Source organism: Okeania sp. KiyG1 (assembly GCF_014132355.1).
GTDB lineage: Bacteria > Cyanobacteriota > Cyanobacteriia > Cyanobacteriales > Microcoleaceae > Okeania.
The window spans coordinates 26776-51321 of sequence record NZ_BLZO01000094.1; the positions used below are offsets into that span (position 1 = coordinate 26776).

Genomic DNA, 24546 nt, shown 5'->3' on the forward strand with positions numbered 1-24546 from the left:
CAAGCCCATGAGAGAGATAAAAACAATTAAAGTCGCTAATTATCAAACCCTTGAACTCATCTATGAAAGCGAACGTACCCTAGTCTATCGTGGCATAAATTTGGAGAGCAAGCAATCCGTAGTGGTCAAATTAATGGGTCACGAATATCCGTCCTTTAACGAATTAGTTCAGTTTAGAAATCAATACGCCATTGCCAAAAATCTAAACATCAAAGGAATTGTCAAACCATACTCACTCTTGCGTTACAACAATGGCTATGCTCTAATCATGGAAGATATAGGAGCCATCTCCCTCGCCGAATATCAGCGCCAATTGTCTATATCCCTCAAACAATTTTGGGAAATTTCTCTGCAAATAACAGAGATTTTGCATCATCTCCATCAAAATTGCATTATTCATAAAGATATCAAACCCGCCAATATATTAATTCATCCAGAAACCCAAGAAGTAAAATTAATAGATTTTAGTATCTCATCGTTACTGCCGAAAGAACGAACAAGTTTGCAAACCCCCAATGTTTTAGAAGGAACTCTAGCTTATATTTCTCCAGAACAAACAGGAAGGATGAATAGAGGGATAGACTATCGCAGCGATTTTTATTCTCTAGGTGTTACCTTTTACGAACTATTGACAGGAAAACGCCCCTTTGAAAGTGAAGACCCTTTAGAACTCGTCCACGCACACATCGCCAAAATACCCCCGGCAATTCCTAAAACCCAAGTACCGACACCCTTAGCTAATATAGTTATGAAATTGATGGCGAAAAATGCGGAACAGCGGTATCAAAGTGCTTTGGGATTAAAATATGACCTAGAAAAATGTAGAGTTGAATATGAAGAAACGGGGAAAATTGAGCCGTTTGTCTTGGGAAAAAAAGACCTGTGCGATCGCTTCCTCGTCCCAGAAAAACTATACGGACGTGAAATTGAAGTACAAACCCTTCTCAATGCCTTTGAAAGAGTAACATCCCCCAAACTCCCAATCCCCCAACCCCCTTTGAAAGGAGGGAGAAGGGGGGAAGAGCAGAAATGATGCTGGTGGCGGGATATTCGGGTATAGGGAAGACAGCAGTTGTTAACGAGGTTCACAAACCCATCACCAGACAGAAAGGATATTTCATCAAAGGAAAATTCGACCAATTCAATCGCAACATTCCCTTCTCTGCTTTCGTCATCGCCTTTCGAGATTTGATGGGGCAATTATTGGGAGAATCCGATGCCCAATTGCAAAAGTGGAAAGAGAAAATCCTAGAAGCAGTGGGAGAAAATGGACAAGTTCTCATTGATGTCATTCCCGAACTTGAAAGGATTATTGGAGAACAGCCTCCTGTCTCCGAACTCTCTGGCAGTGCTGCTCAGAACCGCTTTCACCTGCTGTTTGAGAAATTTATCGCCATTTTCACCACCCAAGAGCATCCCTTAACAATCTTTCTCGATGATTTGCAATGGGTGGATTCAGCATCGTTAAACTTGCTGAAAGTGCTGATGGGAGATAATCAGACGGGATATTTGCTCCTATTGGGAGCATACCGAGATAACGAAGTGTTTCCTGCCCATCCGTTGATGTTATCTTTGGCAGAGTTGGAGAAACAAAACACGACGATTTCAACCATTACTCTGGCCCCATTATCTGTTGCTCATATCAATCAATTGGTGGCAGAAACTCTCAGTTGTTCGGTGGAGTTAGCCGAACCTTTAACAGATTTAGTCTATCAAAAAACTCAAGGCAATCCCTTCTTTACAACTCAGTTCTTAAAAGGATTATATGAGGATGGGCTGATTGCATTTAATCAAAATTTAGGATATTGGGAATGTGATTTGGTTCAGGTACGAGATGCTGCTCTCACGGATAATGTAGTGGATTTTATGGCCGGACGATTGCACAAGTTGCCTGAAGCAACCCAAGCAGTGTTGAAATTGGCTGCTTGTATCGGCAATCAATTTGACTTAGAGACCTTAGCCATTATCTGTGAAACCCCTGTGGAGGAAGTCGCTACCGATCTGTGGAATGCTCTGCGAGAAGGGTTAATTTTACCCCAGAGCGAAGCATATAAGTTTTTTCAAGAATGGGAAAAAGAGGAGGATAATGCTGAGGGAATTAGAGTTGGTTATCGCTTTTTGCATGATCGCGTTCAACAAGCTGCTTATTCTTTAATTCCCGAAAGTCGAAAACAGCAGACCCATCTAATCATTGGTCGATTACTGCTCGGATATACATCAGAGGAGAACTTAGAAGATAAAATTTTTGATATTATCAATCATCTCAATATGGGAGCGGGTTTAATCGCCACAGATGATGAGAAAAAACAACTCTGTAAGTTAAATTTGCAAGCAGGACGCAAAGCCAAAAATGCAACTGCTTACGAAGCAGCCATTGAATATTTATTATTGGGAATCGAATTATTGACCGAAAATAGTTGGGAGTGCGATTATGAACTGACCTTGGCACTCTACGAGTCGGCCACTGAGTCCGCTTATCTCAATGGTGACTTTGAAAAAATGGAGCAGTTGGCCGAAGTGGGACTGAACAATGCTCGTGCTTTGCTCGATACTATCAAATTTTATGAGGTCAAAATGCAGGCATTAGAAAATAGCACTCGCTTTCAGGAAGCAGTTGATACTGGCATGATGGTTTTGGAAAAATTAGGGATTCGGCAGTTTCCTAAAAAAACAAATTCCTCGGATATTGAGCTTTGGTGGAATGATTTAAAAACAACTTTGGGCGATCGCCATCCAACTACCTTAGCAGAACTTCCTGTGATGACCAACCCTAAGATGCTAGCAGCGATGAGACTTCTATTCTATGTAAGTCCTATTACTTACAAATGCGACCCAATGTTGATGGTATTACTTACTTTTGAGCAAGTTAATTTATCGCTGCGGTACGGCAACTCACCTGTTTCTGCTAGTGGGTATTGCTTTCAAGGTTTTTTGTCATGTAACAATTTTGGTGACATCGAACAAGGATATCAATTCGGCAAACTAGCACTCCAACTCGAACACCAAAGTAATGCAGTTGCCTATGGTCGGGCTTTTTACATGATGACTAATCATATCCAGCATTACAAAGAACACTTGAGAAATAGTATCAAAAATCTTAAAGAAGCCTATACAATCTGTTTAGAAGTTGGAGACCTTCAATTTGCAGCCTATGCTCTTGCCTTTTACTCATTCTATAGCTATCTTAGCGGCAAAGAATTATCCGAACTAGCAAAAGAAATGTTAGTTAATAGTAAAGCTGTAGAACGCATGAACAAGGAAACTTCTAAGAATTGGATTGATATATATCGTCAGATAGTTGATAACTTGTTGGGTAACTCTCAAAATCCTTGTGCGATTGTCGGTGAAGCTTATGATGAAGAAAAAATGCTGCCTCTTTGCAAGCAAGCCAATGATTTGACAACACAAAGTTATTTTTACATTCCTCGGGTATTTCTTTGCTATTTATTTCAAGATTGGAATGGTGCATTTGAGAGTCTGGAAAATGCAGAGAACTGTTTGGGAGGTGCTACCGCAACGCCGTTGGTGACTCTCTTTTATTTTTATCAATCTCTGGTGATGTTAGCTGAGTTCATATCGCAACCAGAAAGCGAATGCCAAAAGAGGCTGGAAAAAATTGCAGCTAATCAGAAGATATTGCAGAATGCAGCAATTCATGCCCCAACTAATTTTTTGCACAAATGGCATTTGGTTGAAGCAGAAACATATCAGGTGTTGGGCAATAAAACCGAAGCAATGGAGCTATACGACCGCGCTATTGCTGGAGCTAAAGAAAACGAATACATTCAAGAAGAAGCTCTCGCTAACGAACTCGCAGCTAAATTCTATCTTGATTGGGGTAAAGAAAAAATAGCGTGTACCTATATGCAGGAAGCTTATTATTGTTATGCTCAGTGGGGAGCAAAAGCTAAAACCGACGACCTCGAAAAACGTTATCCTCAACTGCTATATCCCATTCTACAACGGCAGCAATTTAGGGGAAATGCCAACGATACCATAGCAAATCTTACTAAAGGAAAGGTTCCCAACACCAGTACCTCCACTGGAGAACTATTAGATTTAGCCAGCATTATGAAAGCTGCCCGCAGCCTTTCTCAAGAAATCGACCTTAAGGGTGCCATCGCTAACTTCATGCAAGTTATCCAAGAAAATGCTGGTGCAGAAACTGTCGCATTAATGTTATTCCGCGAGGAAACCTTAATCCTAGAAGCCAAGTTAACTGACGGACAAATCCAACCAATAGAGAGCCTTCCCGTCGAAGAAAGTATAGAAGTTCCCTTCGCGATCGTCAATACCGTCAAACGCACCCGAAAGTCTCTGCTCTTAGATAATGGTGCAGGTGAAAATGACTATGTACGAGATAGGTATATAAAAGAAAATCAGCCTGTTTCTATTTTCTGTCTGCCTCTATCAGACCCCGGAAAACTCATAGGTATTGTTTATCTGGAAAACAATCTAACAATGGGAGCTTTTACCACAGACCGGGTAGAATTGATAGAATTGCTCTGCGCTCAAGCTGCTATTACCCTGGAAAATGCCCGCCTCTACCAACAAGCACAACAAGCACTCCAACTCGAACGAGAACTTCAAGAACTGCAACGCACTCAACTAACTCTCATTCAAAGTGAAAAAATGTTTAGTTTGGGTCAAATGGTAGCAGGAATTGCCCATGAAATCAACAATCCCATCAGTTTTATTCATGGCAATGTTACCCATGCTAACACATATATGGAAGAAGTGCTGGAATTACTTGCTCTTTATCAAAGCCACTATCCTCAGCCGCACCAGGACATTAAAATCGCAATGGAGAAGATGGATTTAGAGTTCCTGCGTTCTGACTTTGAAGAATTGTTAAAATCCATGAAAAATGGGAGCGAGCGCATCAAAAATATCGTGACATCCCTACGAACCTTTGCACGTCTGGATGAGTCAAAATTAAAACCTGTAGATTTAAATAAAGGGATTGAAAGTACCTTAACGATTTTACAGCATCGGTTGCAAAAACAGGAAAAACGAGCAGAAATTCAAGTAGTTAAAGACTATGGAGAATTACCTTTAGTGGAATGTTATGCTGGACAATTAAACCAAGTGTTTCTGAATATACTTAATAATGCCATTGATGCTTTGGAAGAATGCGAGGGTCAAGATTCTCTAGCCCTGAGCATTCGCACGGAAACGGATGGAAAACAAGTGAAAATTGCGATAGCTGACAATGGAGTGGGCATGAGTGAAGAAACGCAAAAGCGACTTTTCGATCCTTTTTTTACTACAAAAGAAGCAGGAAAAGGGACGGGACTGGGGTTAGCGATCGCCTATCAAATAGTGACAGAAAACCACGGTGGTATGATTAGCTGTGATTCAACAGTTGGGCAAGGTACAATTTTTATGATCATGATTCCTATCGCAATATGATTTGAGTTGTGAGATATTGGAAACTTTTAGGGAATAGGGAACAGGGAACAGGGAACAGAGAAGAAGAAAAAAACGTATCATATGAATATAATAATTGCTATATTCTATACTTTTAAGGAACACCTCAATTCTCACAACTGATTCCTGATTGCTATAAATAAAATATAGTTTTCCTTGACATAGAATACTTGACAAGATATAATAAGCATAATGGAAAAGGTGCGCTCATATATAGTAATAATTGAAGGGTCATTTCAGTTATCAGTTATCAGTTATCAGTACCTCTGTCTGTTTGCGCAGTATGACCTAGGAAAGCCAGAGGCTTGAAAATACGGTTTTACCTAATTCTGATTTTGTTGAGAACAAGTAATCAGGCGTTCCATTTAATTTAGCATCATAAGTTATGGACTTGTGGCTCCAAAGAGTATATTTATCAATAAAGTCTTTATAAACTTCTCTTAAAATTGGATAAATAATATTTTCGCATCTTGATGATTCAGATGTGTATATATCCATGTTTTTTTCGCTGAATTCAAATTCCTTGACAAACAAATCAGAAGGTTTTAAATCAGCGACCTCAATAAAGTCTTCTTCCAAATACTTGATATTATACTCTTCTTGAACTTGAGCAATAGTTTTATAATCACTAAAAGCCATTAATAACTCCTATTTAAATGACTGAATACGCTGCTTCTTCAACCTTACTGAAGATAATTATCAAACCTTTCCCGTAATTGTTCAACTGTCAAATTCTGCATCCAATATTCTACCAAAGCGTGACCAAATGCCCAAGCATTCCGGTCTGGTGAAGAGGGATTTTCTAATAACAAAGGCCAAAGTGCCAGTAAGTCAAAACTACCTAAATTTGCATCTCCACTTAAAAGGGAAAATAAGTCGTAAGCCATTTGTAACTTACCAATAACCACAGGCAACTCTTCAACCGGAATTTTTTCCGCCAGCAAATAAGCTAAAGTTGGCGAACCAGTTGTCAGAGTAGAAACGAACTGCAACACTGGACTCTTTAATAAAGCAGTTAACCCCTGAGTAGTCGCCATTTGGAAAGTGTAATGGTCAATAATTTTAGCTGCTGCAACAGTACGAACTTCGCGATCGCGCAAAAACCGAGCCAGACGTAGTTGTTTAGCAGGAGCAATAGCTTCGAGCAAAGACATAGATATCGCATCAACATTCCAAGCACCTCTATTACTTTTAATATCCCCCGTAACTACAGGCAAAACTTGATTACAAAGCTCCCCAAATATTTCCGCGCGATATTGAGTCGCCTCCCGAATAGACTTTTCCTTCGCACCTTTACCCCAAACAAAATCATAAGGAGGTTGCCATTCTCGGATAGGTCGCAAACGGTCAACTTGCGTCACAATAACAATAGTAGGCAAACCTGCAATTTCCTGTTTCATATCTTGGAGAAAGTCTACATCCATTTGTAGCGCTGGATCGAGAGCAGGAGTAACAAGCAACAATAGATCGGCAGTTTCAGCATAGTCGAGTACAAGTTCCCGCAAGTCTGGGCGGTTTGCTTGTTCGTAACCTGGTGTATCCCACAAATTGAGAATTTCTCCAGTTTGCTGCCATTGATAATTTTGAATTTTATCCGTACTAGGTAATACATCCACTTCAGCACGGTCAGCTTGAAACAGAGTATTAATCAAACTACTCTTTCCCGCTCCCGTGCGTCCCACCAACAAAATATTAACAGGTTTTTGCTCTACAATTTCAGCAGGTTGAGCTTGTTCAAGAATTTGTTCGAGGGTTTGAGTTTCTGCCTTCGGGAGAGTAGGAGCAGGAATAACAGACTCAGAAAATTCTAAGTTGTTGCCTCCGTAGAGAGCGATCGCTTGCTGACATAGATTTCGCAATGCCACTTCCCGTAATATCTGACTGAAATTAATCAATAACTGTTGGTTTGCCTGGTTACTGTAACGCCGACTTGCTAGTTTAGCTGCTGCTGTTACTGGGTTAAGAAACCATTGTGCCAAACCCCAAACTCGGAAAAGTTTCCGTGCAGAGGGTTCTAATTTACGATAAATTTCATATCCCTGATACGCCTGACCGACAGTTATTTGGTTCAAAGTTGGAGATAATTTTTGCATCCATCGGTCCATATCATCAACGGTACCTCGAATGAGACCGTAAGCTTGGGGAATGTAGATATTGAGCAGAGGATATTTGCCCTCCGGATGGTAAGTATTAGCAACAGCAACTATTACTGCTTGACAACGTTGCCAAAATGTTTGCCAGTCTTCCCACAGAGGGAGGTCGTTGCGGGATGATTTGAGAATTTCTTGCAGAGCAGTTTCTATCTGGAGAGTTGTATTGCTTTTTGTGGGTAGGGTTATGGTGTCATCAGTAAATTCGATTTGTTTGTTAACTTCTGCTATTACCTCTTTCATTTGTTCAACTGCTGGTCGCGTCCATTTGACCAGTAACCAACGCCATCCCACAAATAGGAGGATAAATACGCCCCATATCCAGTTTATTCCCCACTGGTTGATTTGCATTCCAGCAGATATCATCAGGAAAGCTACAACACTAACAAGGGGAATAGCTAAAATTACTAATTGCCACAGTTTTAATCGTATCATTGTTTATATTTATTAATAGGGGAGCGGGGAGTGGGGGAGTGGGAGTGAGGGAGATTTAAGAGGTTGTCTGAGAAGTCCCATTTGCTACATCGCTCGCCCCCTAAATCCCCCAAAATTGGGGGACTTAAAGATAGCAAATCGACTCTTTCCCCTTTGCTACATCGCTCGCCCCCTAAATCCCCCAAAATTGGGGGACTTAAAGATAGCAAATTGACTCTTGTTCCCCCCAAAATTGGGGGCTAGGGGGCAAAATCCAAAATTGGGGGCTAGGGGGCAAAATCCAAAATTGGGGGGCTAGGGGGCAAAATCCAAAATTGGGGGGCTAGGGGGCAAAATTCCGTATCAAAAAACTTTTCAGATATCCTCTAAGGCTTGAAGTATAGTTATAAACATATACTATATAACCGGATTCTACATAAGGGGATAAAAAAAAGAGAATATTCCTGATGTCAATCCCAATACTTTCCTAGGTCATGCTGCGCAAACAGCTAGAGGTACTGATAACTGATAACTGAAATGACAACCCCCTCTTCTCCCCTCCCTACTCCCTACTCCCTACTCCCTACTCCCTCAAGAAAAAAATCAAGCAATACCTGAGTTGTTTCCTCTGGAGCTTCCTCTGGCAAAAAGTGACCACAGGGGAAAGCTTGACCCCGCACATCTGTTGCTCTTTCTCGCCAAGTTTCCAGCACATCATAACATTTTTCCATCACTCCGCGCTCTCCCCACAACACAAGTAACGGACATTGTATTCTACTGTTAATATCTTCTGCATCATGTTCCAAGTCAATAGTAGCTGCGGCACGATAGTCTTCACAAGTTCCATGAATACTGGCAGGGTCAAAACAACGAATGTATTCTGCTACAGCATTCTCGGTAAAAGCAGCTTGGTTATAACTCCACTGTTTTAGTTTACTGACAAGATAAAATGCCGGGTCAGAACCGATCAGGCGTTCGGGAATATTGTTGGGTTCGAGCAGAAAAAACCAATGAGAGTAAGCAGTAGCTAGTTGTTGGTTGACAGTTTGAAAAATTTTCCTGGTTGGTACGATGTCGAGAACTGCTGCTTTTTCCACACATTGGGGATGGTCGAGTAAAAGGCGATGGAGAACTCTACCTCCGCGATCGTGACCTGCTGCCAAGAATTTGGAGTAACCTAGAGCTGCCATGACTTCTACTTGGTCTTGAGCAGTAACTCGTTTAGAATAGGTGAGATGTTGAGGATCGGAGGGTGGTTTGTCACTATCGCCATAACCGCGTAGGTCTGTGCAGATGACGGTGAAGTGTTGGGCAAGTGCGGGAGCGACTTTGTGCCACATAATGTGGGTTTGAGGATAGCCATGTAATAGTAGTAGTGGATAACCTTTTCCACCTTTTACTAAATTAATGGTGGCATTGGAAGTGGGTATTTTGTGGTAGGTAAATTGTTCAAACATGAAAATGTATTTGAGTTATAGCGTTTCACGGAAGTTATAAGTCAAAAGTCAAAAGTCAAAAGTTAGATTTTATCAGTTCAAAACTGTGATGCTACAGTAATTTCAGGAAATTATTTAACATTTAAAGGAAAAAAGCGGTCGAGGGATGGTGAGGTCTCCTCGCCATATCCATGAGACCAAGAGAAAAGAAAAAATTTTCATTATTAGTCAATCCTATCCGTTTTCAAGGAAAGGTAACTATTAACTATTAATTATTAATTATTAATTATTAATTATTAATTGTTAAATCCCTTTCTGTGAATTTTCATCTACATCAGAGAATACCCTATGAGTAATTTGTACTTCTGGGTTAATTTCAATCCATAAATTTGTTTCCTCAGTATGATGAGAATTATGTTGAGAGGGTTGATAGATAATTTTGCAAGGTCCGAGAATATCAGCTTCATGGCATAAATGATGGCGATCGCCCTGCTGAATATTAATTGCTGGTAAACAAGTGCCGTTTTGATGATTAGCATTGATAACGGTAGGCAATATCTGAATAACTGTTTTGTTTGTACGTTGTCCTTTATTCCAAGTACCATCAGGACCACGACTACCTGGAATAATTTCTGGTATTCCTTGACTATTAAGAGGAATTAGCCAAGACCGTCCTTTTTTATTAGCTCCCTTAATCCGACCTTCTTTCAGCAATACCCGCACCCTAGCAGTTGAGATATTTAGGAGAAAAGCTGCTTCTGTTGTACCTACTACCATCTGAAAAAACCATTACGAAACACTTATTTTATTAGTATAACGTATAGTAGGGAATAGGGTTCATTAATGGATAATGGATAATGGATAATTGATAATTACCTCGGATTTTAACCGTTACGGAATTGAATATAAGGAAATATCCTAGCACTTTTTTTCCCCTTAAAAGGGTCGGCTTCAAGGCACGAATTATTTAATTCTTAATTATTAATTATTCGGTAAGCATTCCGGAGGAAATGCTTACATTAATAGTTGCATTTATCTATATTTTTAATATTGGGTTTAAGACCCCTTTCATATTTCCCTTTTTTTCAAAATTTACAAATTTACAACTGATAACTGAAATGACCCCTTCTTTCTTCTTTCTTATATTTCTTATACCAATTCATTTTCAAGATGTCACAAATAGTTTTGCTCCTTTAAATGTTAAATAACTTCCTTCAATAATTGATAATGGATAATTGATAATTACCTCTCTCTGTCTAAAAGGAAGAGGATTGAATCAAAGGAAAATTTTTTCTTGTTTCTGCTTAAAAGGAGAGGCTTTAAACCTTAATTATTCGGTAAATTACTGTAGCATCAAAGTTTTGAGCCGATAAAATCTAACTTTTGACTTTTGAGTTATAACTTACTTCCTTCTTCCCTCTTCCTTTCAAATCTTACTTTTAACTTTTAACTTTTGACTTTTGAGTTATAACTTACTTCCTTCTTCCCTCTTCCCTCTTCCTTTCAAATCTTACTTTTGACTTTTGAGTTATAACTTACTTTCTTCTTCCTTCTTCCTTCTTCCCTCTTCCTTTCAAATCTTACTTTTAACTTTTGACTTTTGACTTTTGACTTATTTCCTTCTTCCTTCTTCAATAATTTGCATAAAAATCCTTTCCAGGGCAGATATATATACATGGGGTAAAGATTGGGTCTAAGCCAAAATAGTTAGAACTTTGATAAGCTCAACTCATAACATTCAACTGTTGTGATAGGAGAGCGATCGCTGTGGAGGACCAATTACAAAATCTAATTACCCAAATAAAACAATATCAAAATCCGAGTCCAGAACGCCAGAAAGCTATTAATCGTCTATTGATATTAATTCAACAACTCCCTGGACTATATAGTTCGTCCCACCAGGATTATCTGGAGGCTTTTAATCGGACATTAGAATGGGTCTGCAAAAACATTCAAAGTTTTGAACCTCGGCCTCCTTCTTGGGAAAGAAGCTTTGTTGTCTGGATTAATGGTTATCTGAAATGGCGTATCCAAGACCTATATACCCCAGATAATAGATATGAAAGTTTGGATAAACTTATTAGTAATGAAGGAGAAAAACTAACAACTTTAGGAGAAATTTTACCAGCTAATAGTCTAAGTTTACTGGAACAAAAAATTGCTGAATTACAGAAAGCAAAACGTCAAAGACAAGGTGAATCTGTGAGGCAATATATTGAGACAGACCCAGAAGAAAAGCTCAGGTCTTCTCATCCGAAAAAACATCCTGAATGTAATTGTCAAGTCTTAGCTATTCAGTTAAATTTTACAGAACCACCAAATAAAATCTCTGATATTTGTAAAGAAATAAATATTAGTAAACAAACTGTTTATTCCCACTGGAAGCGCAGATGTATTCCGTTATTAAGAGAAATCGCTAATCAATTTGGAGAAGAATTATGAATCTGAATTTTTCACAAGCATTAAAAGTTTTTTTGACTGCAGAAGCTCATAGTTATGCAGAGCTATTTGCAGCAGAACAAGCTACTCCTGAAAAAGGAAAACAAGTTTATCTAAATACTCTTGCTGTTGTGGCAGTTCAAACTTATTTAAAGTGTTTAGGTATTCAGACCGCGATTCATCAAGGTGATTGTTGGCATCCTGGTTCAAGAACAATATTTAATGTGGCTGATTTAGTTTTACCAAATATTGGCAAAGTGGAATGTCGTCCGGTATTTCCTGGTGAAAAAGAATTGTTTTTGCCTCCAGAGGTTATTGATAACCGCATCGGTTATATAGCAGTTCTATTTGAGGAAAATTTAAACCAAGTACAAATATTAGGATTTGTTTCTGCGAGAAATGTTGATGAGTTTCAAGATTCTATTCCCCTCACACAAATAGAATCTTTGGATGCTTTAATTGATGAAATTGATTGGTGTCAAAAGTGGGTGAATTTACGTCGGTGGTTTGAAGGTTTTTTTCCGGCAGAATGGCAAAGTTTACAGTCACTATCTACATCTACATCTACAAGAAGTTTAAGAGTTTCAAAGGATAGTATTTCTCAATCTCCAACGGATGATGTAAGTATTAGTTGTGGAAAAATTATTAATTGGGGTAGTGGAGTAAATGAAAAATCTACAGAATTAGCGGTAAAATTGACGGATAGATTTGAGGAGGAAATAGATATTTGTGTGCGACTTTCTAGTACGAATAAAATTCCATATTTACCTCCTGGTTTACGAGTACAAATATTGGATGAATCTGGTAATTCTTGTATGGAAGCTGAAGCTAGGGAAGCGGATGATTGGATACAATTAGAATTTGGTTGTCAACCTCAAGAACAATTTACTATAGAAATGAGTTTAAATGAGCAAATAATTAGGGAAAATTTTGTAGTTTAAGGGTAAGTATTTCCTGCGGAATGCTGTGCAAATAGCTGTTAGCTGTCAGCTCTCGATGCATAAAAGAGGGGGTTTAAATGAATATAGACTTTAACTTGAAAGCCAGCTTTTGTAGTAAATTTAATTCTGACTCAATTAGTAAAGCTTTTATCTAATACCAATTTCATAAAATATTGCAAAGCGTGAGGACACAGGGAACAGGGAACACCTGAACTGTGACCAGTGAAAGAAAAACATAAATATTAAAGAGGAAAAAAGGTGGCAATTTTATAATTTATGGAATTTATAATTTTTCTTTTAGGAATAAATCACAAATTAAGATGTAACTGCCTTTTTTGAATTTGGTATCAAACTAAAAAAGTAATAGCTGATGGCTGAATGCTGATGGCTGAATGCTTAAAAATTAAGATGTAACTGCCTTTTGAATTTGGTATCAAACTAAAAAAAGTAATAGCTGATGGCTGAATGCTGATGGCTGAATGCTTAAAAATTAAGATGTAACTGCCTTTTTGAATTTGGTATCAAACTAAAAAAAGTAATAGCTGATGGCTGAATGCTGATGGCTGAATGCTTAAAAATTAAGATGTAACTGCCTTTTTTGAATTTGGTATCAAACTAAAAAAAAGTAATAGCTGATGGCTGAATGCTGATGGCTGAATGCTTAAAAATTAAGATGTAACTGCCTTTTTGAATTTGGTATCAAACTAAAAAAAGTAATAGCTGATGGCTGAATGCTGATGGCTGAATGCTTAAAAATTAAGATGTAACTGCCTTTTTGAATTTGGTATCAAACTAAAAAAGTAATAGCTGATGGCTGAATGCTGATGGCTGAATGCTTAAAAATTAAGATGTAACTGCCTTTTTGAATTTGGTATCAAACTAAAAAAGTAATAGCTGATGGCTGAATGCTGATGGCTGAATGCTTAAAAATTAAGATGTAACTGCCTTTTTGAATTTGGTATCAAACTAAAAAAGTAATAGCTGATGGCTGAATGCTGACGGCTGAATGCTTAAAAATTAAGATTATCGCAGATAAATATGGAAGTTATTAAAATTATTAAGATTAAACTTATAGATAGTGGTGAAAATGGGTTTCATGTGATTTTAAATTCAATAGGTGCTAATTTTGAGCCTATTGATGGTTTTTTACCATGTCTACCTGCTGAATTAGAAAAATCTTTTAATCAATGGCAGTCAGCTTATTCTCAGTTAGAAGATGTGAGAAAAGTAGCAACTCGTATTAGTCCACAATCAGTAGTTAATTATTCTAGTTATGAGGAAAAAGAACAACTTAAAATCACTCTTAATCAATGGTTGGATAGTGGCGATCTTAATTGGCAACCTGTACGAGATGAATTAATTTCTGTGTTAACTTATCTAGGAAATTCTGATTCAGAAATTCGGCTATTTTTGGATATTAAAAATCCTAATTTATGTCGCATTCCTTGGCAAGAATGGAATTTATTTCAGTCTCGTTTCCCTCAAACAGAAATTGCTATTCGAGTTCGAGGTAAAGGAAAGTTTAGACGGCCTCGTAAATCCTCAAAAGTAAGAATTATTGCCATAGTCGGCAAGAGTGATGGTATTAATACACAATTGGATTTAGAAGTAATTCAAAAGTTAAAAGAAAAGGGTGCAGAAGTAAGATTTTTAAATCAACCAACACAGGAGATTTTATCTGATACTTTGCGGGAGGAACCTGGTTATCATATATTGATTTTTGCAGGCCATAGTTGTAGTAAAGAAGATGGTTCAATTGGTTGGATATATTTGAACGACCGGGATAAATTAAGTATTAAAGAGTTTAAAAATTCTTTGAGATATGCAATAGATAATGGGTTGCAGTTGGCAATTTTTAATTCTTGTGATGGTTTGGGTTTAGCAAATCAGTTGGCCCAGCTTGGTTTATCACGAATTATTGTCATGCGAGAACCTGTTCCTGACCTGGTGGCAGTGAAATTTTTAGAGTATTTTTTTGCAGAATTTGCGAATAATAAATCTCTGTTTAAATCTATGAAAATAGCTCGAGGAAGATTAGAACATTTTGAGTCTGAATATCCAGGGGCGATGTGGTTACCTACTCTTTGTATTCAAGAAACAGCTTTGTCTCATCCTCTGAGTTGGCAGCAGTTAATTTATCCCAATTTCTGGCAGGCATCAATCAATAAATTTAAGCTTCCTTTGGGACTAACAGCAGGAATTTTGTTGATAATTTTGGCGATAAATTTAGTTAAAAATAAATTCACTGAAACTAAAACAACCGGGATACAACCAGAAATTCATAAAAATATTAGTCAGGGGAAAAGTTGTTAATTTCTTCCGATAAAAATCCGGCAAAAGAAGAAGGAATAGAACAATTTTATAATGGTAACTTTGCTCAGGCGATCGCTAAATTTCGCCAATCTCTCCAAGTCAATAAAAATGACCCGGAAATTTTGATTTATTTGAATAATGCAATTGCTCAAAAAAAATCTGATACTAATATTGGGCAAAAGGTAGAAATTGCAGTTAGCGTTCCTATTAGTCAGGAATCAGATATTTCCCAGGAAATTTTGCGAGGAGTTGCTCAAGCTCAAAGCGAATTTAATTGTGGTTTACCGGAAATTTCTCTGGCGATTAAAAATCCTGAAAATAAACTAAATTGCTCTGGTAGTTTCAATGGTAAATTTTTAAAAGTTACTATTGCTGATGATGAATATCTACCAGAAACAGCAGAAAAAATTGCTCAAGCTTTAATAGCAAAAGAAGAAATTATTGCCGTTATTGGTCATTCTTCTAGTGATATGACTTTACAAGCAGGAGAGATTTATAACAAAGCAGAATTAGTAGTAATTTCTCCTACTAGCACTTCTATTCTTTTGAAAAATTTAGGTAAATTTGTCCTGAGAGTTGCACCAAATGACAGTCTAGCAGCTCAAGCTCTATTCAATTATTTGGAGCGACAAAATTGGGCAGATAAAAAAATAGCAGTTGCCTATGTACCTGGTAATAGTTATAGTCAGTCTTTAGCTAAAGAATTTAATAAATTACTGCCAGAAAAATTCGTATATAAGTGCAATATTTCCTCCGGGAATTTTAGTGCCAGTGACTGTGTGAAAGAAGCACAAAATCGAGGTGCAAAAATAATGCTTTTAGTCCCTGCTACAGACAGAACTTTGAGTAATGTTATCGGCATAATTAATAATGCTAAAGGGTTGAAATTATTGGGTGGAGATTCTGTTTATAATCCTAGGGTATTAAAAGATGCTGGCCAACAAGCAGACCGAGGAAATTTAACCCTTGCTATTCCTTGGCACCGTCATCCTAACTCCCAATTTAGTCAAACAGCTCAAAAGTTTTGGAATGCGGAAATTAATTGGCGTACTACTACATCTTATGATGCCACTCAAACTATTATTAAAGCTGTAGATGAAATGATAGGTAATTATTCTCGTAAACAGTTACAAAGTATTTTATCTAGTCATGATTTTTATCTGGAAGGAGTAACAGGAAAAATTAGATTTGGGGAGTTAGGCGATCGGCAGTTTCTCGAGAAAGATAAACCAGTATTAGTTCAGGTAAAACCTAATGCTAAATCTGGAAAATATGAATTTGTAATTCTGGAGGAGGGGAGTGAGGGAGTGGGGGAGTAGGGGAGTAGGGGAGTAGGGGAGTGTGGGGAGTGTGGGGAGTATGGGGAGTATGGGGAGATGGGGAGATGGGGAGACCTGGAGTGGAAAAAACTGTGATTAGGAAAGAAACCGAAATACATCCTTTTTCTTTTAATTGGAGCTGAGGTAATTAGAACTGACATAATTAGATAATTTGTCCCAAGTTCAATCAATACTATTACCGAAATATTGTTATTTAAAGCCTCCCCTTTTAAGGGGATAATAAATAGACATCTGGTGAAAAAGATATAGATTTTTTGCAGGAGTAGGCAACAGGCAACAGCTCCGAAAGGCAACAGGTAAGATATTTTTATGAAAAAGGCATGAAAAAGGATTTTTTAGGGTAAATTTTTCCTATCCTTAGACTGCTCTAATTAAAATATTTGTTTTCTGGAGATGTCTAATCAAAATTTTCCTGTTCGTCAATCCTCATTCTTTTCAAGGAGAGGTAATTCGCGCATTCTAAATTCGCGCATTCTTGAAGGTTGCAAAACTGGCAAATTATCCTGCATCTACAAGGCTGATATTTTAACTAAAACTGATAGCTGAAAGTTGTTAAACTAGAGCTATTTCAAGTAGTTATTAATATCATGTATCTTTAAACAATCACAATAAAAATTTTAGAGAATAGGGAAAAGGGAAAAGGGAACAGGGAGAATTGATCAGAGAAAACATTTTTATTATGGCTAATTAATGAGACTTGATATAAGTCACAATTATTTGCCACCTCACTTAACGAAGTCAGAAGTCAGAATGAATAGGTTTGATACCATTTCCTATGTAGTAATTTATCTTTTTCGTCCAATAGATATTTCCTACAAATTATTTTAATACTGCTTATTATTTGTAGCATTCTTTTTTCAAATTGGTATAATACCCAATACCCAATACCTAGGGTTTGCTGAAAAAGTCTTATGGGTGAGGGTAGGAGACAGGAGACAGAAGACAGAAGAAATGGGAATGAGCGAGGAGGTAGGAGCAAGAATTGTAAGAATGATTTTTCTGCCCAACTATGCCCCTAAAATACTAACTTTTTGAGTGTTTTAGACTGAAACAGGTACACTTTTTAAAGGCCATAAAAAGGCTAAAACCTTTATCTGTAAATGCTTTTATATTTAATCAGCAAGCCCTACCTAACACCTAAATTAATTGTTAAACCATTACCAATAAACCTATTACTTATTATCTATAAAATGACTCAACAAAATATTTGGTATACATTTCTTCAGCGAGCCAAACTACCCTTAGAATTGGCAGGATTATCCATTGCAGCTATTCTGCTGCTCAAAGATGTAGGCCAATTAATTAAAACCATAATTCCAGAGATTCCCAAAATTAATAGTACCATTGGCGAAAAAACCATGTTTCCTTCTGGGAAAATATCCTCAGAAAAAAAATTAGGAATGGAAGAATTCAACAACAAAAGATTTAGTAGTGCTATTTACCAATTCCGCAAATCTCTGAATAGGGATAAAAATGACCCAGAGACAGTTATTTTTTTGAACAATGCCATTGCTAAACAAACAAAAATACTCAATCAAACTGGAGAAATATTACAAATAGCAGTCAGTATTCCTGCTGCTGGAGAACCTAATATTGCCCAGGAAATTTTGCGAGGAGTTGCTCAACTTCAAAGTGAATTTAATTGTGGTTTATCTGAAATTTCTCTAGCAATTAAAGATACTCAAAGTCAACTAAATTGCCAAGGTAGCTCCAATAATACATTTTTACAAGTCACCATTACTGACGATCGATATAAACCAGAAACAGCAAAACAAATTGCCGAATATTTAGTAAAAAAACGAGAAATTCTTGCCGTCATAGGTCATTATTCCAGTGAAATGACTCTCCAAGCAGGACAGGTTTATAACAAACATAAATTAGTAGTAATTTCTCCTACTAGCACCTCAACTAGATTATCTAACTTTGGCAAATTTGTATTTAAAATTCCCCCTAGCGATCAAATTGCAGCCCAAACCTTATTTAACTATTTGAATCAGGAAATTTTTCTAGATAAAAATGTAGCAGTAGCTTATGTACCAAATAATGAATATAGTGAATCTCTTACTAGAGAATTCGAGATGCTATTGAAAATGAAAAAATTTGTCCATAAATGTTATCTTGATGCTGGAAATTTCAGTGCCCAAGACTGTGTTGAACAGGCAAAAAATCAAGGTGCTGAAGTAATGTTATTAGTTCCAGCAACTGACATAACTTTGACTAAAGCTATTGGAGTAATTGATAATGCTAAAGGATTAGAATTAATAGGGGGAGATTCTATCTATAATTATCGAGTAGTAAATGATGCTGGAGAAGAAGCAGCTCAGAATAATTTGACAGTTGCTATTCCTTGGCATCGTCACCCTAACTCTCAATTTAGTCAAACAGCTCAAAAGTTTTGGAATGCGGAAATTAATTGGCGTACTGCTACATCTTATGATGCTACTCAAACTATTATTAAAGCAGTGGATGAAATGGCGGGAAATTACTCTCGTCAAAAATTACAAAGAATCTTGTCTAGTCCTGATTTTTTAGTAGAAGGAGTAACTGGAAAAATTAGATTTACTGAGTTAGGCGATCGCCAGTTTCTCGATACAGATAAATCAGTATTAGTTAAGGTAAAACCTAATGCTAAATCTGGCAAATATGAATTTATTATCTTGGAGGAGGGAAGCTCAAAATAATTAATAATTAATAATTAATAATTAACAATTACCTCTCCTTGAAAAGAAGAGGATTTATTCAAAGAAAAATTTTTCCTTCTTTATCCCTTTAAAGGAGAAGCTTTAAACCTTATATATGTTAATGAAAACCGCTATAATTAGGGTTTGCTTATGGAAAATCTTTTTGCTGGGGTAGGAGACAGGAGACAGGAGAAATGGGAATTTAGAAGAGGTAGGAGAAAGAATTGTCTCAAGATTGTTGTGCCCAACTATGCGCCTAAAATACGCTCCTTTTTGAGCATGAAGAGCCGAAAACCAAGGTATTACAGACCTAAAAAGGCTAATGTCTTTATATGTCAATGCTTTTAGATTTAATCAGCAAGCCCTAATTATTCGGTAACTAGCACAATTTTTGTATTTCATATTACTTCTTCCTTCTTACTTCTTACTTCTTACTTCTTCCTTCTTACTTCTTCCTTCTTACTTCTTACTTCTTCCTTCTTACTTCTTCCTTCTTACTTTTGACTTTTGACTTTTGACTTTTGAATTTTGACTTCCTTTAGGATGCAACTATGAGTATTGTTAAGATTAAACTTCTCGAAACTGAAGCCTCTGGATTTTATGTAACTCTCACTGCTAACGATGGTAAATTTGATTCTCTTGATGGTTTTTTACCAGCTTTACCACCAGAATTAGAATCATCATTGAGTAATTGGCAGTTAGCTTATAACCAACTAGAAAAAGTTCGTAAAATTTCTACTAGAATTAGTCCCAAAAAAACTATTTCTTTCTCCAGTTCAGAACAAAGAAAACTGGTAAAAATCATATTAATAAATGGCTAGATTCTGACGATAGTCGATGGCGACCAATCCGAGAAGAATTAATTTCTGTATTTAGCTCATTGCAAAACTCTGAATCAGAAATTCGTGTATTTCTAGATGCGAAAAATCCTAAACTACGACGACTACCTTGGCAAGAATGGGGTTTATTAGCATCTCGGTTTCCTCAAGCAGAAATTGCTATGAGAGTCAGAGGAAAAGGTGCATTAAAACCTTCTCCTAATCATGGCAAACTCAGAGTGCTTTTAGTCGTAGGAAAAAGTGCCGGAATTAATACCGATTTAGATGTAGAAATAGTGCGAAAATTACAGACAAAAGGAGCAGAAATTATATGCTTAAAACAGCCCAATAGAGAAAAATTTGCTAATACTCTCAGAGAAGAATTAGGTTATCATATCTTTATTTTCTCCGGTCATAGTCGCAGTGAAGAAGATGGTACAATTGGCTGGATTTCTCTCAACGACCGTGACGAATTAAGCATTGACGAATTCAAGAATTCTCTCAGATATGTAATAGATAAAGGATTACAATTAGCAATATTTAACTCCTGTGATGGTTTAGGATTAGCGAGTCAATTAGCTCAGTTAAGTTTGCCTCGTAGTATTGTCATGCGAGAACCCATACCTGATGAAGTAGCAGTCAAATTTTTAGAATATTTTTTGAGGAGTTTACTAAAAATAAATCCTTATTTAGTTCTGTTCATGCTGCCAGAGAACGTCTGGAATATTTTGAATCTGATTATCCAGGAGCAATGTGGTTACCAACAATATGTATTCGAGAGTCAGCATTAGATAAACCTTTAACTTGGCAACAAATTACTGGCAACTTAATCCAGACTCCCCAAACTTCATTACTGAATAAAAAATTTTATTATTATTAGGAGCTATAGGTTTATTGATTATTGGTGGAGTAATTTTCTCGCTGATTAGTGGAGAAAAAACACCAGAACAAGATGTCGTAAATTCTCCCTGTCCGCAACAACCCATCCAAAATAAACCCCCCACAGAAAATCAAATCAAACCTGTCAGATGTCTTGCTTATGTTTCTGATGTTCCTAATGGTAAATGGCTACATGGAGCTAGTACAACTTGGGCACCAATTCGCGCTAAAATCAATCCTAAAATTCAAGCAATCTTTCCAGAATTTCAGTTAAATTACAGACAACATCCTAGCTTACCTCCTGGTTCAGGAACTGGAATTAAAATGCTATTAGAAGGTCAAATTTCTTTTGCTGAATCTTCACGACCTGTGACAGATACTGAATTGCAAATCGCCAGAAATAGAGGATTTCAACTAAAGCAAATTCCTGTGGCTATGGATGGCATTGCTATAGTAGTTCATCCAGAACTTGATGTGGCAGGTTTAACCTTAAAACAACTCCAAGAAATCTATACTGGTAAGATTCAAAATTGGAGTGAAATAGGAGGACCTAATATTGAAATTATTCTCTATACTCGTCCTTTGAATAGTGGTACAACTCCTTTCTTTCAAGAAAACATTTTAGGTAACAAAGAATTTGGTGAAAATGTAGCTTTGGTTCCCACTACTACTCAAGCTTTACGAGAGGTAACTGCAAATAAAGGAGGAATTTATTTTGCCACAGCTTCAGAAATAATTCCTCAGTGTGGTGTAAAACCTTTATCAATTGCCTATCGATCGGGAGGTACTTTTATTCCTCCTTATAAAGGTGAATTTGTGCCGCCAGAAAATTGTCCTGAACAGCGTAACCAACCAAATTTAGAAGCATTTGAAAATGGAACATATCCGATTTCGAGACGGTTATTTGTGATTGTGAAAAAAAGATGGTTCTTTTGATGAAAAAGCTGGAGAAGCTTATGGAAATTTACTGTTGACAGATGAAGGGCAAAAATTAATTGAAGAAGCTGGATATAGTCCCATTCGTTAATGTTTTGAAGAAGGAAGAAGGAAGGAGGAAGAAGGAAGAAGGAAGAAGGAAGAGGGAAGAAGGAAGAAGGAAGAGGGAAGAAGGAAGAAGGAAAAAGCAGATAGTCCAGTAGGGTGCGTTAATGAAATGTAACGCACCATCTCCCGACAAAAAAGAAACTAAATCATTCTTAACCCATAAAGTGCGGTGCGTTACGCTAGCGCGCTTCACAACCTACCAATAGCTAATGTTTTAAAGAAGGAAGAAGGAAAAGTACAATAGTAGTCCAGTAGGGTGTGTTAATGAAATGTAACGCACCATCTATCAACAAAAACCAATCCAGTAGGGTGCGTTAATGAAATGTAACGCACCATCTATGGACAAAAAGAAACCAAACCATTCTTAACCCATCAGGTGCGGTGCGTTACGCTAGCGCTAACACACCCTACCAATAGCTCAACGGATATGGCAATAAATTTAATTCCTGGAATTTGGCATAAATTTCTCGGTAGTGCCTGATAAATTAGTAAATCTTCATTTGGGAACCCTCTGTATCTATAGATATATAGATATATGGTTGCCCAATTCAGGTATCAAGGGAGAAATATATGTATCTGGAAATAGTTAAGCAGACTGAAAAAAACTTGTTTTGAAAAATAAATTATCTTATGGTTATGTCTTTTTCTTCGCTTTTCCCTTGACAGGAATATCGTTGCTTTCGAGTTTAGCATTTTTACGGGGGATGGGAGTCATTAGCGTTTCATGTCAACGAGTCGAACCAACTCAAGTTAATTGTCAGGTTAATCACTCAGAGTATTTAGGTTTAACCCAAGGATCTTCTACTTCCTTGACTCGGGTAACAGAAGCCAAATTTAATTCACGGAAGAAGAAAAATAGTGATGGTGAAACTTATTTTGATTATTTTGTTACCCTAGTAACTCAAAAAGGAAAAGAAGTTGTCAGTTGGCAGGGTAATTCATATATCAATGGTGTTAAGGGTTACCCTCAAGAAATGAATGAAATGGTGGCAAAAATTAACACATTTATCAATAATTCAACTCAACCATCTCTTCTTATTCAGTACGATCTACGTTGGAAATTGGAAAACCTGCTATTTTTACCTATCTGCATTATCTTTCTTGGAACAGGAGTTTTACTTCTGTATATACTTTTGTATCTAAAAATCATGACACTTAACAAAAGTGAACGACGATTAACCTACAAAATCTATTCTTTATTGGGTATCAAAACCAAACACTATTCTTTTGCCCAAATTCAAGCATTAATTCTAGAAAGTTATACAGATAGTGATGGAGATACATCCTATAGCTTAAAGGTAGTATTACCAGCAAACAATCAAAATGATTGGTGGGAAATCCCTTTAATATTACCAGCAGAAAATCAAAATGACCAGTGGAAAATCCCTTTAATATTACATGATTCTGACATTTACAAAGTTAAAAAATTAGCTAATGTTGTTAGTGATTTTATCGATAAACCCTATAAAGAACAGTCAAATAAGTAATCATTTTTTTTGAATGCTTTGGGTGAGTTTAGTAGAACGGAAATGTCTATACATTTAAAGTGTTAAGTTTTGTAAAGGATACTGGTAATATCTGTAAAATTGCCATGTTTTGTTGATGAATAATACAGTAAGGCGCTTTGATTTCTGACGATTTATTCCTAGCTAGATCGAATTTTGCATAAATTTTTCGGTAGTGCCTGATAAATGATGGGAACCTTCTCTATCCGTAGATATATGGTTGTCCAATTAAGGTATTACAGGAGAAATTATATGGAAATAGTTAAGTGTACTGGAAAAGAAATTGTCTTAAAAGATGAATTATCTACTCGTTTTGCGGCCTCGTTGGTTTTTGTTTTTCCCTGGATAGGAATACCATTGTTGATTAGTTTAATAATTTTATCGGAGATGGGAGTAATTAAAGCTTCATGTCAACGGGTCGAACCAACTCAAGTTAATTGTCAGGTCAATAGCTCAAAGTATTTAGGTTTAATCCAAGGTTCTTCTACTTCCTTAACTCGGGTAAAAGAAGCCAAATTTAATTCCCAAAATGATAGTGATGGCAGTAATTATTTTGTGACATTGGTAACTCAAACAGGAAAAGAAGTTGTCAGTTGGCAGGGTAATTCATATCAAGAAATGAATCAAATGGTCGCAAAAATTAACACATTTATCAATAATTCAAACGATCCATCTCTGCTTATTCAATACGATCTACGTTGGAAAGAGAAAAATCTGGTAAATTTAGCTATCTGCATTCCCTTTATTGCAATAGGAATCTTACTTCTATACGCAGTTTTTTATCTAAAAACACTAATACTCAATAAAAGTGAACGACAATTAACCTACAAAGTATTTTCTTTATTGGGTAGTAAAACCAAACACTATTCCTTTGCCCAAATCCAAAAATTAATTCTAGAAAGTTATACAAATAGTGATGAAGATGAAAATAAATCCTATCGCTTAGAGTTAGTCTTACCAGGAGAAAATCTAAATCATCAGTTGAAAATAACTTTAAAATATCATGATAATATCAAAGAATTAAAAAATCGGCCACAATGTTCTCCGATTTTATCGAGATACCCTATCAAGAAGTGTCAAATTAGTAATCATTTTTTTTTAGCGTTTGGGTGAGTTTAGTAGAATGGAAATGTCTATACATTTAAAGTATTAAGTT

At 36.7% G+C, this 24546-nt stretch carries 19 protein-coding genes; 14 read left to right on the top strand and 5 right to left on the bottom strand.

All coding sequences use genetic code 11. From position 1 onward, the window contains the following. Positions 1-7 precede the first annotated feature (7 nt). Both SAGCYANO_RS49400 and SAGCYANO_RS22790 read left to right on the top strand, forming a co-directional pair. Positions 8-1033 carry a serine/threonine-protein kinase gene (locus SAGCYANO_RS49400; protein WP_307785957.1) on the top strand — a complete coding sequence of 342 codons (1026 nt, stop codon included), beginning with the start codon at positions 8-10 and terminating at the stop codon, positions 1031-1033. Then, positions 1030-5412, top strand: a complete 4383-nt coding sequence (locus SAGCYANO_RS22790; protein WP_307785958.1) for an AAA family ATPase — start codon at positions 1030-1032, stop codon at positions 5410-5412. The genes SAGCYANO_RS49400 and SAGCYANO_RS22790 overlap by 4 nt, the downstream gene beginning before the upstream one ends. 306 nt (positions 5413-5718) lie before the next feature. Here the strand turns inward: SAGCYANO_RS22790 and SAGCYANO_RS22795 are convergent, their stop codons facing one another. The 5 genes from SAGCYANO_RS22795 to SAGCYANO_RS47925 form a co-directional block, all read right to left on the bottom strand. Then, positions 5719-6069, bottom strand: coding sequence for a hypothetical protein (locus SAGCYANO_RS22795; protein WP_202222167.1), 351 nt, complete (start codon positions 6067-6069; stop codon positions 5719-5721). Between the two features lie 44 nt (positions 6070-6113). After that, complete coding sequence (locus tag SAGCYANO_RS22800; RefSeq protein WP_202222168.1) at positions 6114-8015, bottom strand: GTPase family protein; 1902 nt, start codon at positions 8013-8015, stop codon at positions 6114-6116. Between the two features lie 548 nt (positions 8016-8563). Then, complete coding sequence (locus tag SAGCYANO_RS22805) at positions 8564-9451, bottom strand: alpha/beta fold hydrolase (protein WP_202222169.1); 888 nt, start codon at positions 9449-9451, stop codon at positions 8564-8566. 282 nt (positions 9452-9733) lie between these two features. Further along, positions 9734-10207 carry a helix-turn-helix domain-containing protein gene (locus tag SAGCYANO_RS22810; RefSeq protein ID WP_202222170.1) on the bottom strand — a complete coding sequence of 158 codons (474 nt, stop codon included), beginning with the start codon at positions 10205-10207 and terminating at the stop codon, positions 9734-9736. Positions 10208-10933: 726 nt separating this feature from the next. Beyond that, entirely contained in the window at positions 10934-11065 is a 132-nt protein-coding gene (locus SAGCYANO_RS47925; protein ID WP_255502664.1) for a hypothetical protein, read from the bottom strand. A gap of 132 nt (positions 11066-11197) precedes the next feature. Between SAGCYANO_RS47925 and SAGCYANO_RS22815 the strand changes: the two genes are divergently transcribed. From SAGCYANO_RS22815 to SAGCYANO_RS22865, 12 genes are all read left to right on the top strand, one after another. Then, a complete protein-coding gene (locus SAGCYANO_RS22815) occupies positions 11198-11872 on the top strand; it encodes a hypothetical protein (protein WP_202222171.1) in 675 nt (224 codons plus the stop codon). Beyond that, the gene (locus SAGCYANO_RS22820; protein ID WP_202222172.1) at positions 11869-12810 is read left to right on the top strand and encodes a DUF1822 family protein; all 942 of its coding nucleotides are present in this window, start codon (positions 11869-11871) and stop codon (positions 12808-12810) included. The genes SAGCYANO_RS22815 and SAGCYANO_RS22820 overlap by 4 nt, the downstream gene beginning before the upstream one ends. A gap of 1038 nt (positions 12811-13848) precedes the next feature. After that, positions 13849-15123: a CHAT domain-containing protein gene (locus tag SAGCYANO_RS22825; RefSeq protein WP_202222173.1), complete on the top strand. Its 1275-nt coding sequence runs from the start codon at positions 13849-13851 to the stop codon at positions 15121-15123. Further along, positions 15117-16442, top strand: a complete 1326-nt coding sequence (locus SAGCYANO_RS22830; RefSeq protein WP_202222174.1) for an ABC transporter substrate-binding protein — start codon at positions 15117-15119, stop codon at positions 16440-16442. The genes SAGCYANO_RS22825 and SAGCYANO_RS22830 overlap by 7 nt, the downstream gene beginning before the upstream one ends. A 20-nt stretch (positions 16443-16462) precedes the next feature. Then, the gene (locus SAGCYANO_RS47930; RefSeq protein ID WP_255502665.1) at positions 16463-16585 is read left to right on the top strand and encodes a hypothetical protein; all 123 of its coding nucleotides are present in this window, start codon (positions 16463-16465) and stop codon (positions 16583-16585) included. A gap of 978 nt (positions 16586-17563) precedes the next feature. Continuing rightward, on the top strand, positions 17564-19144 hold the full coding sequence (locus tag SAGCYANO_RS22835) for an ABC transporter substrate-binding protein (protein WP_237396546.1): 1581 nt from the start codon (positions 17564-17566) through the stop codon (positions 19142-19144). Between the two features lie 551 nt (positions 19145-19695). Next, positions 19696-19965 (top strand): hypothetical protein, encoded by a 270-nt coding sequence (locus SAGCYANO_RS22840; protein WP_202222176.1) that lies wholly within the window; start codon positions 19696-19698, stop codon positions 19963-19965. A 59-nt stretch (positions 19966-20024) separates the two neighbouring features. Further along, entirely contained in the window at positions 20025-20753 is a 729-nt protein-coding gene (locus tag SAGCYANO_RS22845) for a CHAT domain-containing protein (RefSeq protein WP_202222177.1), read from the top strand. Between the two features lie 103 nt (positions 20754-20856). Continuing rightward, on the top strand, positions 20857-21777 hold the full coding sequence (locus tag SAGCYANO_RS22850) for a PstS family phosphate ABC transporter substrate-binding protein (RefSeq protein ID WP_202222178.1): 921 nt from the start codon (positions 20857-20859) through the stop codon (positions 21775-21777). Positions 21778-21836: 59 nt separating this feature from the next. Then, positions 21837-21980 (top strand): hypothetical protein, encoded by a 144-nt coding sequence (locus SAGCYANO_RS22855; RefSeq protein WP_202222179.1) that lies wholly within the window; start codon positions 21837-21839, stop codon positions 21978-21980. A 516-nt stretch (positions 21981-22496) separates the two neighbouring features. Further along, on the top strand, positions 22497-23372 hold the full coding sequence (locus tag SAGCYANO_RS22860; RefSeq protein ID WP_202222180.1) for a hypothetical protein: 876 nt from the start codon (positions 22497-22499) through the stop codon (positions 23370-23372). 270 nt (positions 23373-23642) lie between these two features. Beyond that, positions 23643-24503 carry a hypothetical protein gene (locus tag SAGCYANO_RS22865; RefSeq protein WP_202222181.1) on the top strand — a complete coding sequence of 287 codons (861 nt, stop codon included), beginning with the start codon at positions 23643-23645 and terminating at the stop codon, positions 24501-24503. Positions 24504-24546 lie beyond the last annotated feature (43 nt).

What these genes read in the sequence shown, in the direction of transcription:
- SAGCYANO_RS49400 (WP_307785957.1), top strand. Translation starts at nt 8, where the DNA reads ATGAGAGAGATAAAAACAATTAAAGTCGCTAATTATCAAACCCTTGAA.
- SAGCYANO_RS22790 (WP_307785958.1), top strand. Translation starts at nt 1,030, where the DNA reads ATGATGCTGGTGGCGGGATATTCGGGTATAGGGAAGACAGCAGTTGTT.
- SAGCYANO_RS22795 (WP_202222167.1), bottom strand. Translation starts at nt 6,069, where the DNA reads ATGGCTTTTAGTGATTATAAAACTATTGCTCAAGTTCAAGAAGAGTAT.
- SAGCYANO_RS22800 (WP_202222168.1), bottom strand. Translation starts at nt 8,015, where the DNA reads ATGATACGATTAAAACTGTGGCAATTAGTAATTTTAGCTATTCCCCTT.
- SAGCYANO_RS22805 (WP_202222169.1), bottom strand. Translation starts at nt 9,451, where the DNA reads ATGTTTGAACAATTTACCTACCACAAAATACCCACTTCCAATGCCACC.
- SAGCYANO_RS22810 (WP_202222170.1), bottom strand. Translation starts at nt 10,207, where the DNA reads ATGGTAGTAGGTACAACAGAAGCAGCTTTTCTCCTAAATATCTCAACT.
- SAGCYANO_RS22820 (WP_202222172.1), top strand. Translation starts at nt 11,869, where the DNA reads ATGAATCTGAATTTTTCACAAGCATTAAAAGTTTTTTTGACTGCAGAA.
- SAGCYANO_RS22825 (WP_202222173.1), top strand. Translation starts at nt 13,849, where the DNA reads ATGGAAGTTATTAAAATTATTAAGATTAAACTTATAGATAGTGGTGAA.
- SAGCYANO_RS22835 (WP_237396546.1), top strand. Translation starts at nt 17,564, where the DNA reads ATGCTTTTATATTTAATCAGCAAGCCCTACCTAACACCTAAATTAATT.
- SAGCYANO_RS22840 (WP_202222176.1), top strand. Translation starts at nt 19,696, where the DNA reads ATGAGTATTGTTAAGATTAAACTTCTCGAAACTGAAGCCTCTGGATTT.
- SAGCYANO_RS22865 (WP_202222181.1), top strand. Translation starts at nt 23,643, where the DNA reads ATGGAAATAGTTAAGTGTACTGGAAAAGAAATTGTCTTAAAAGATGAA.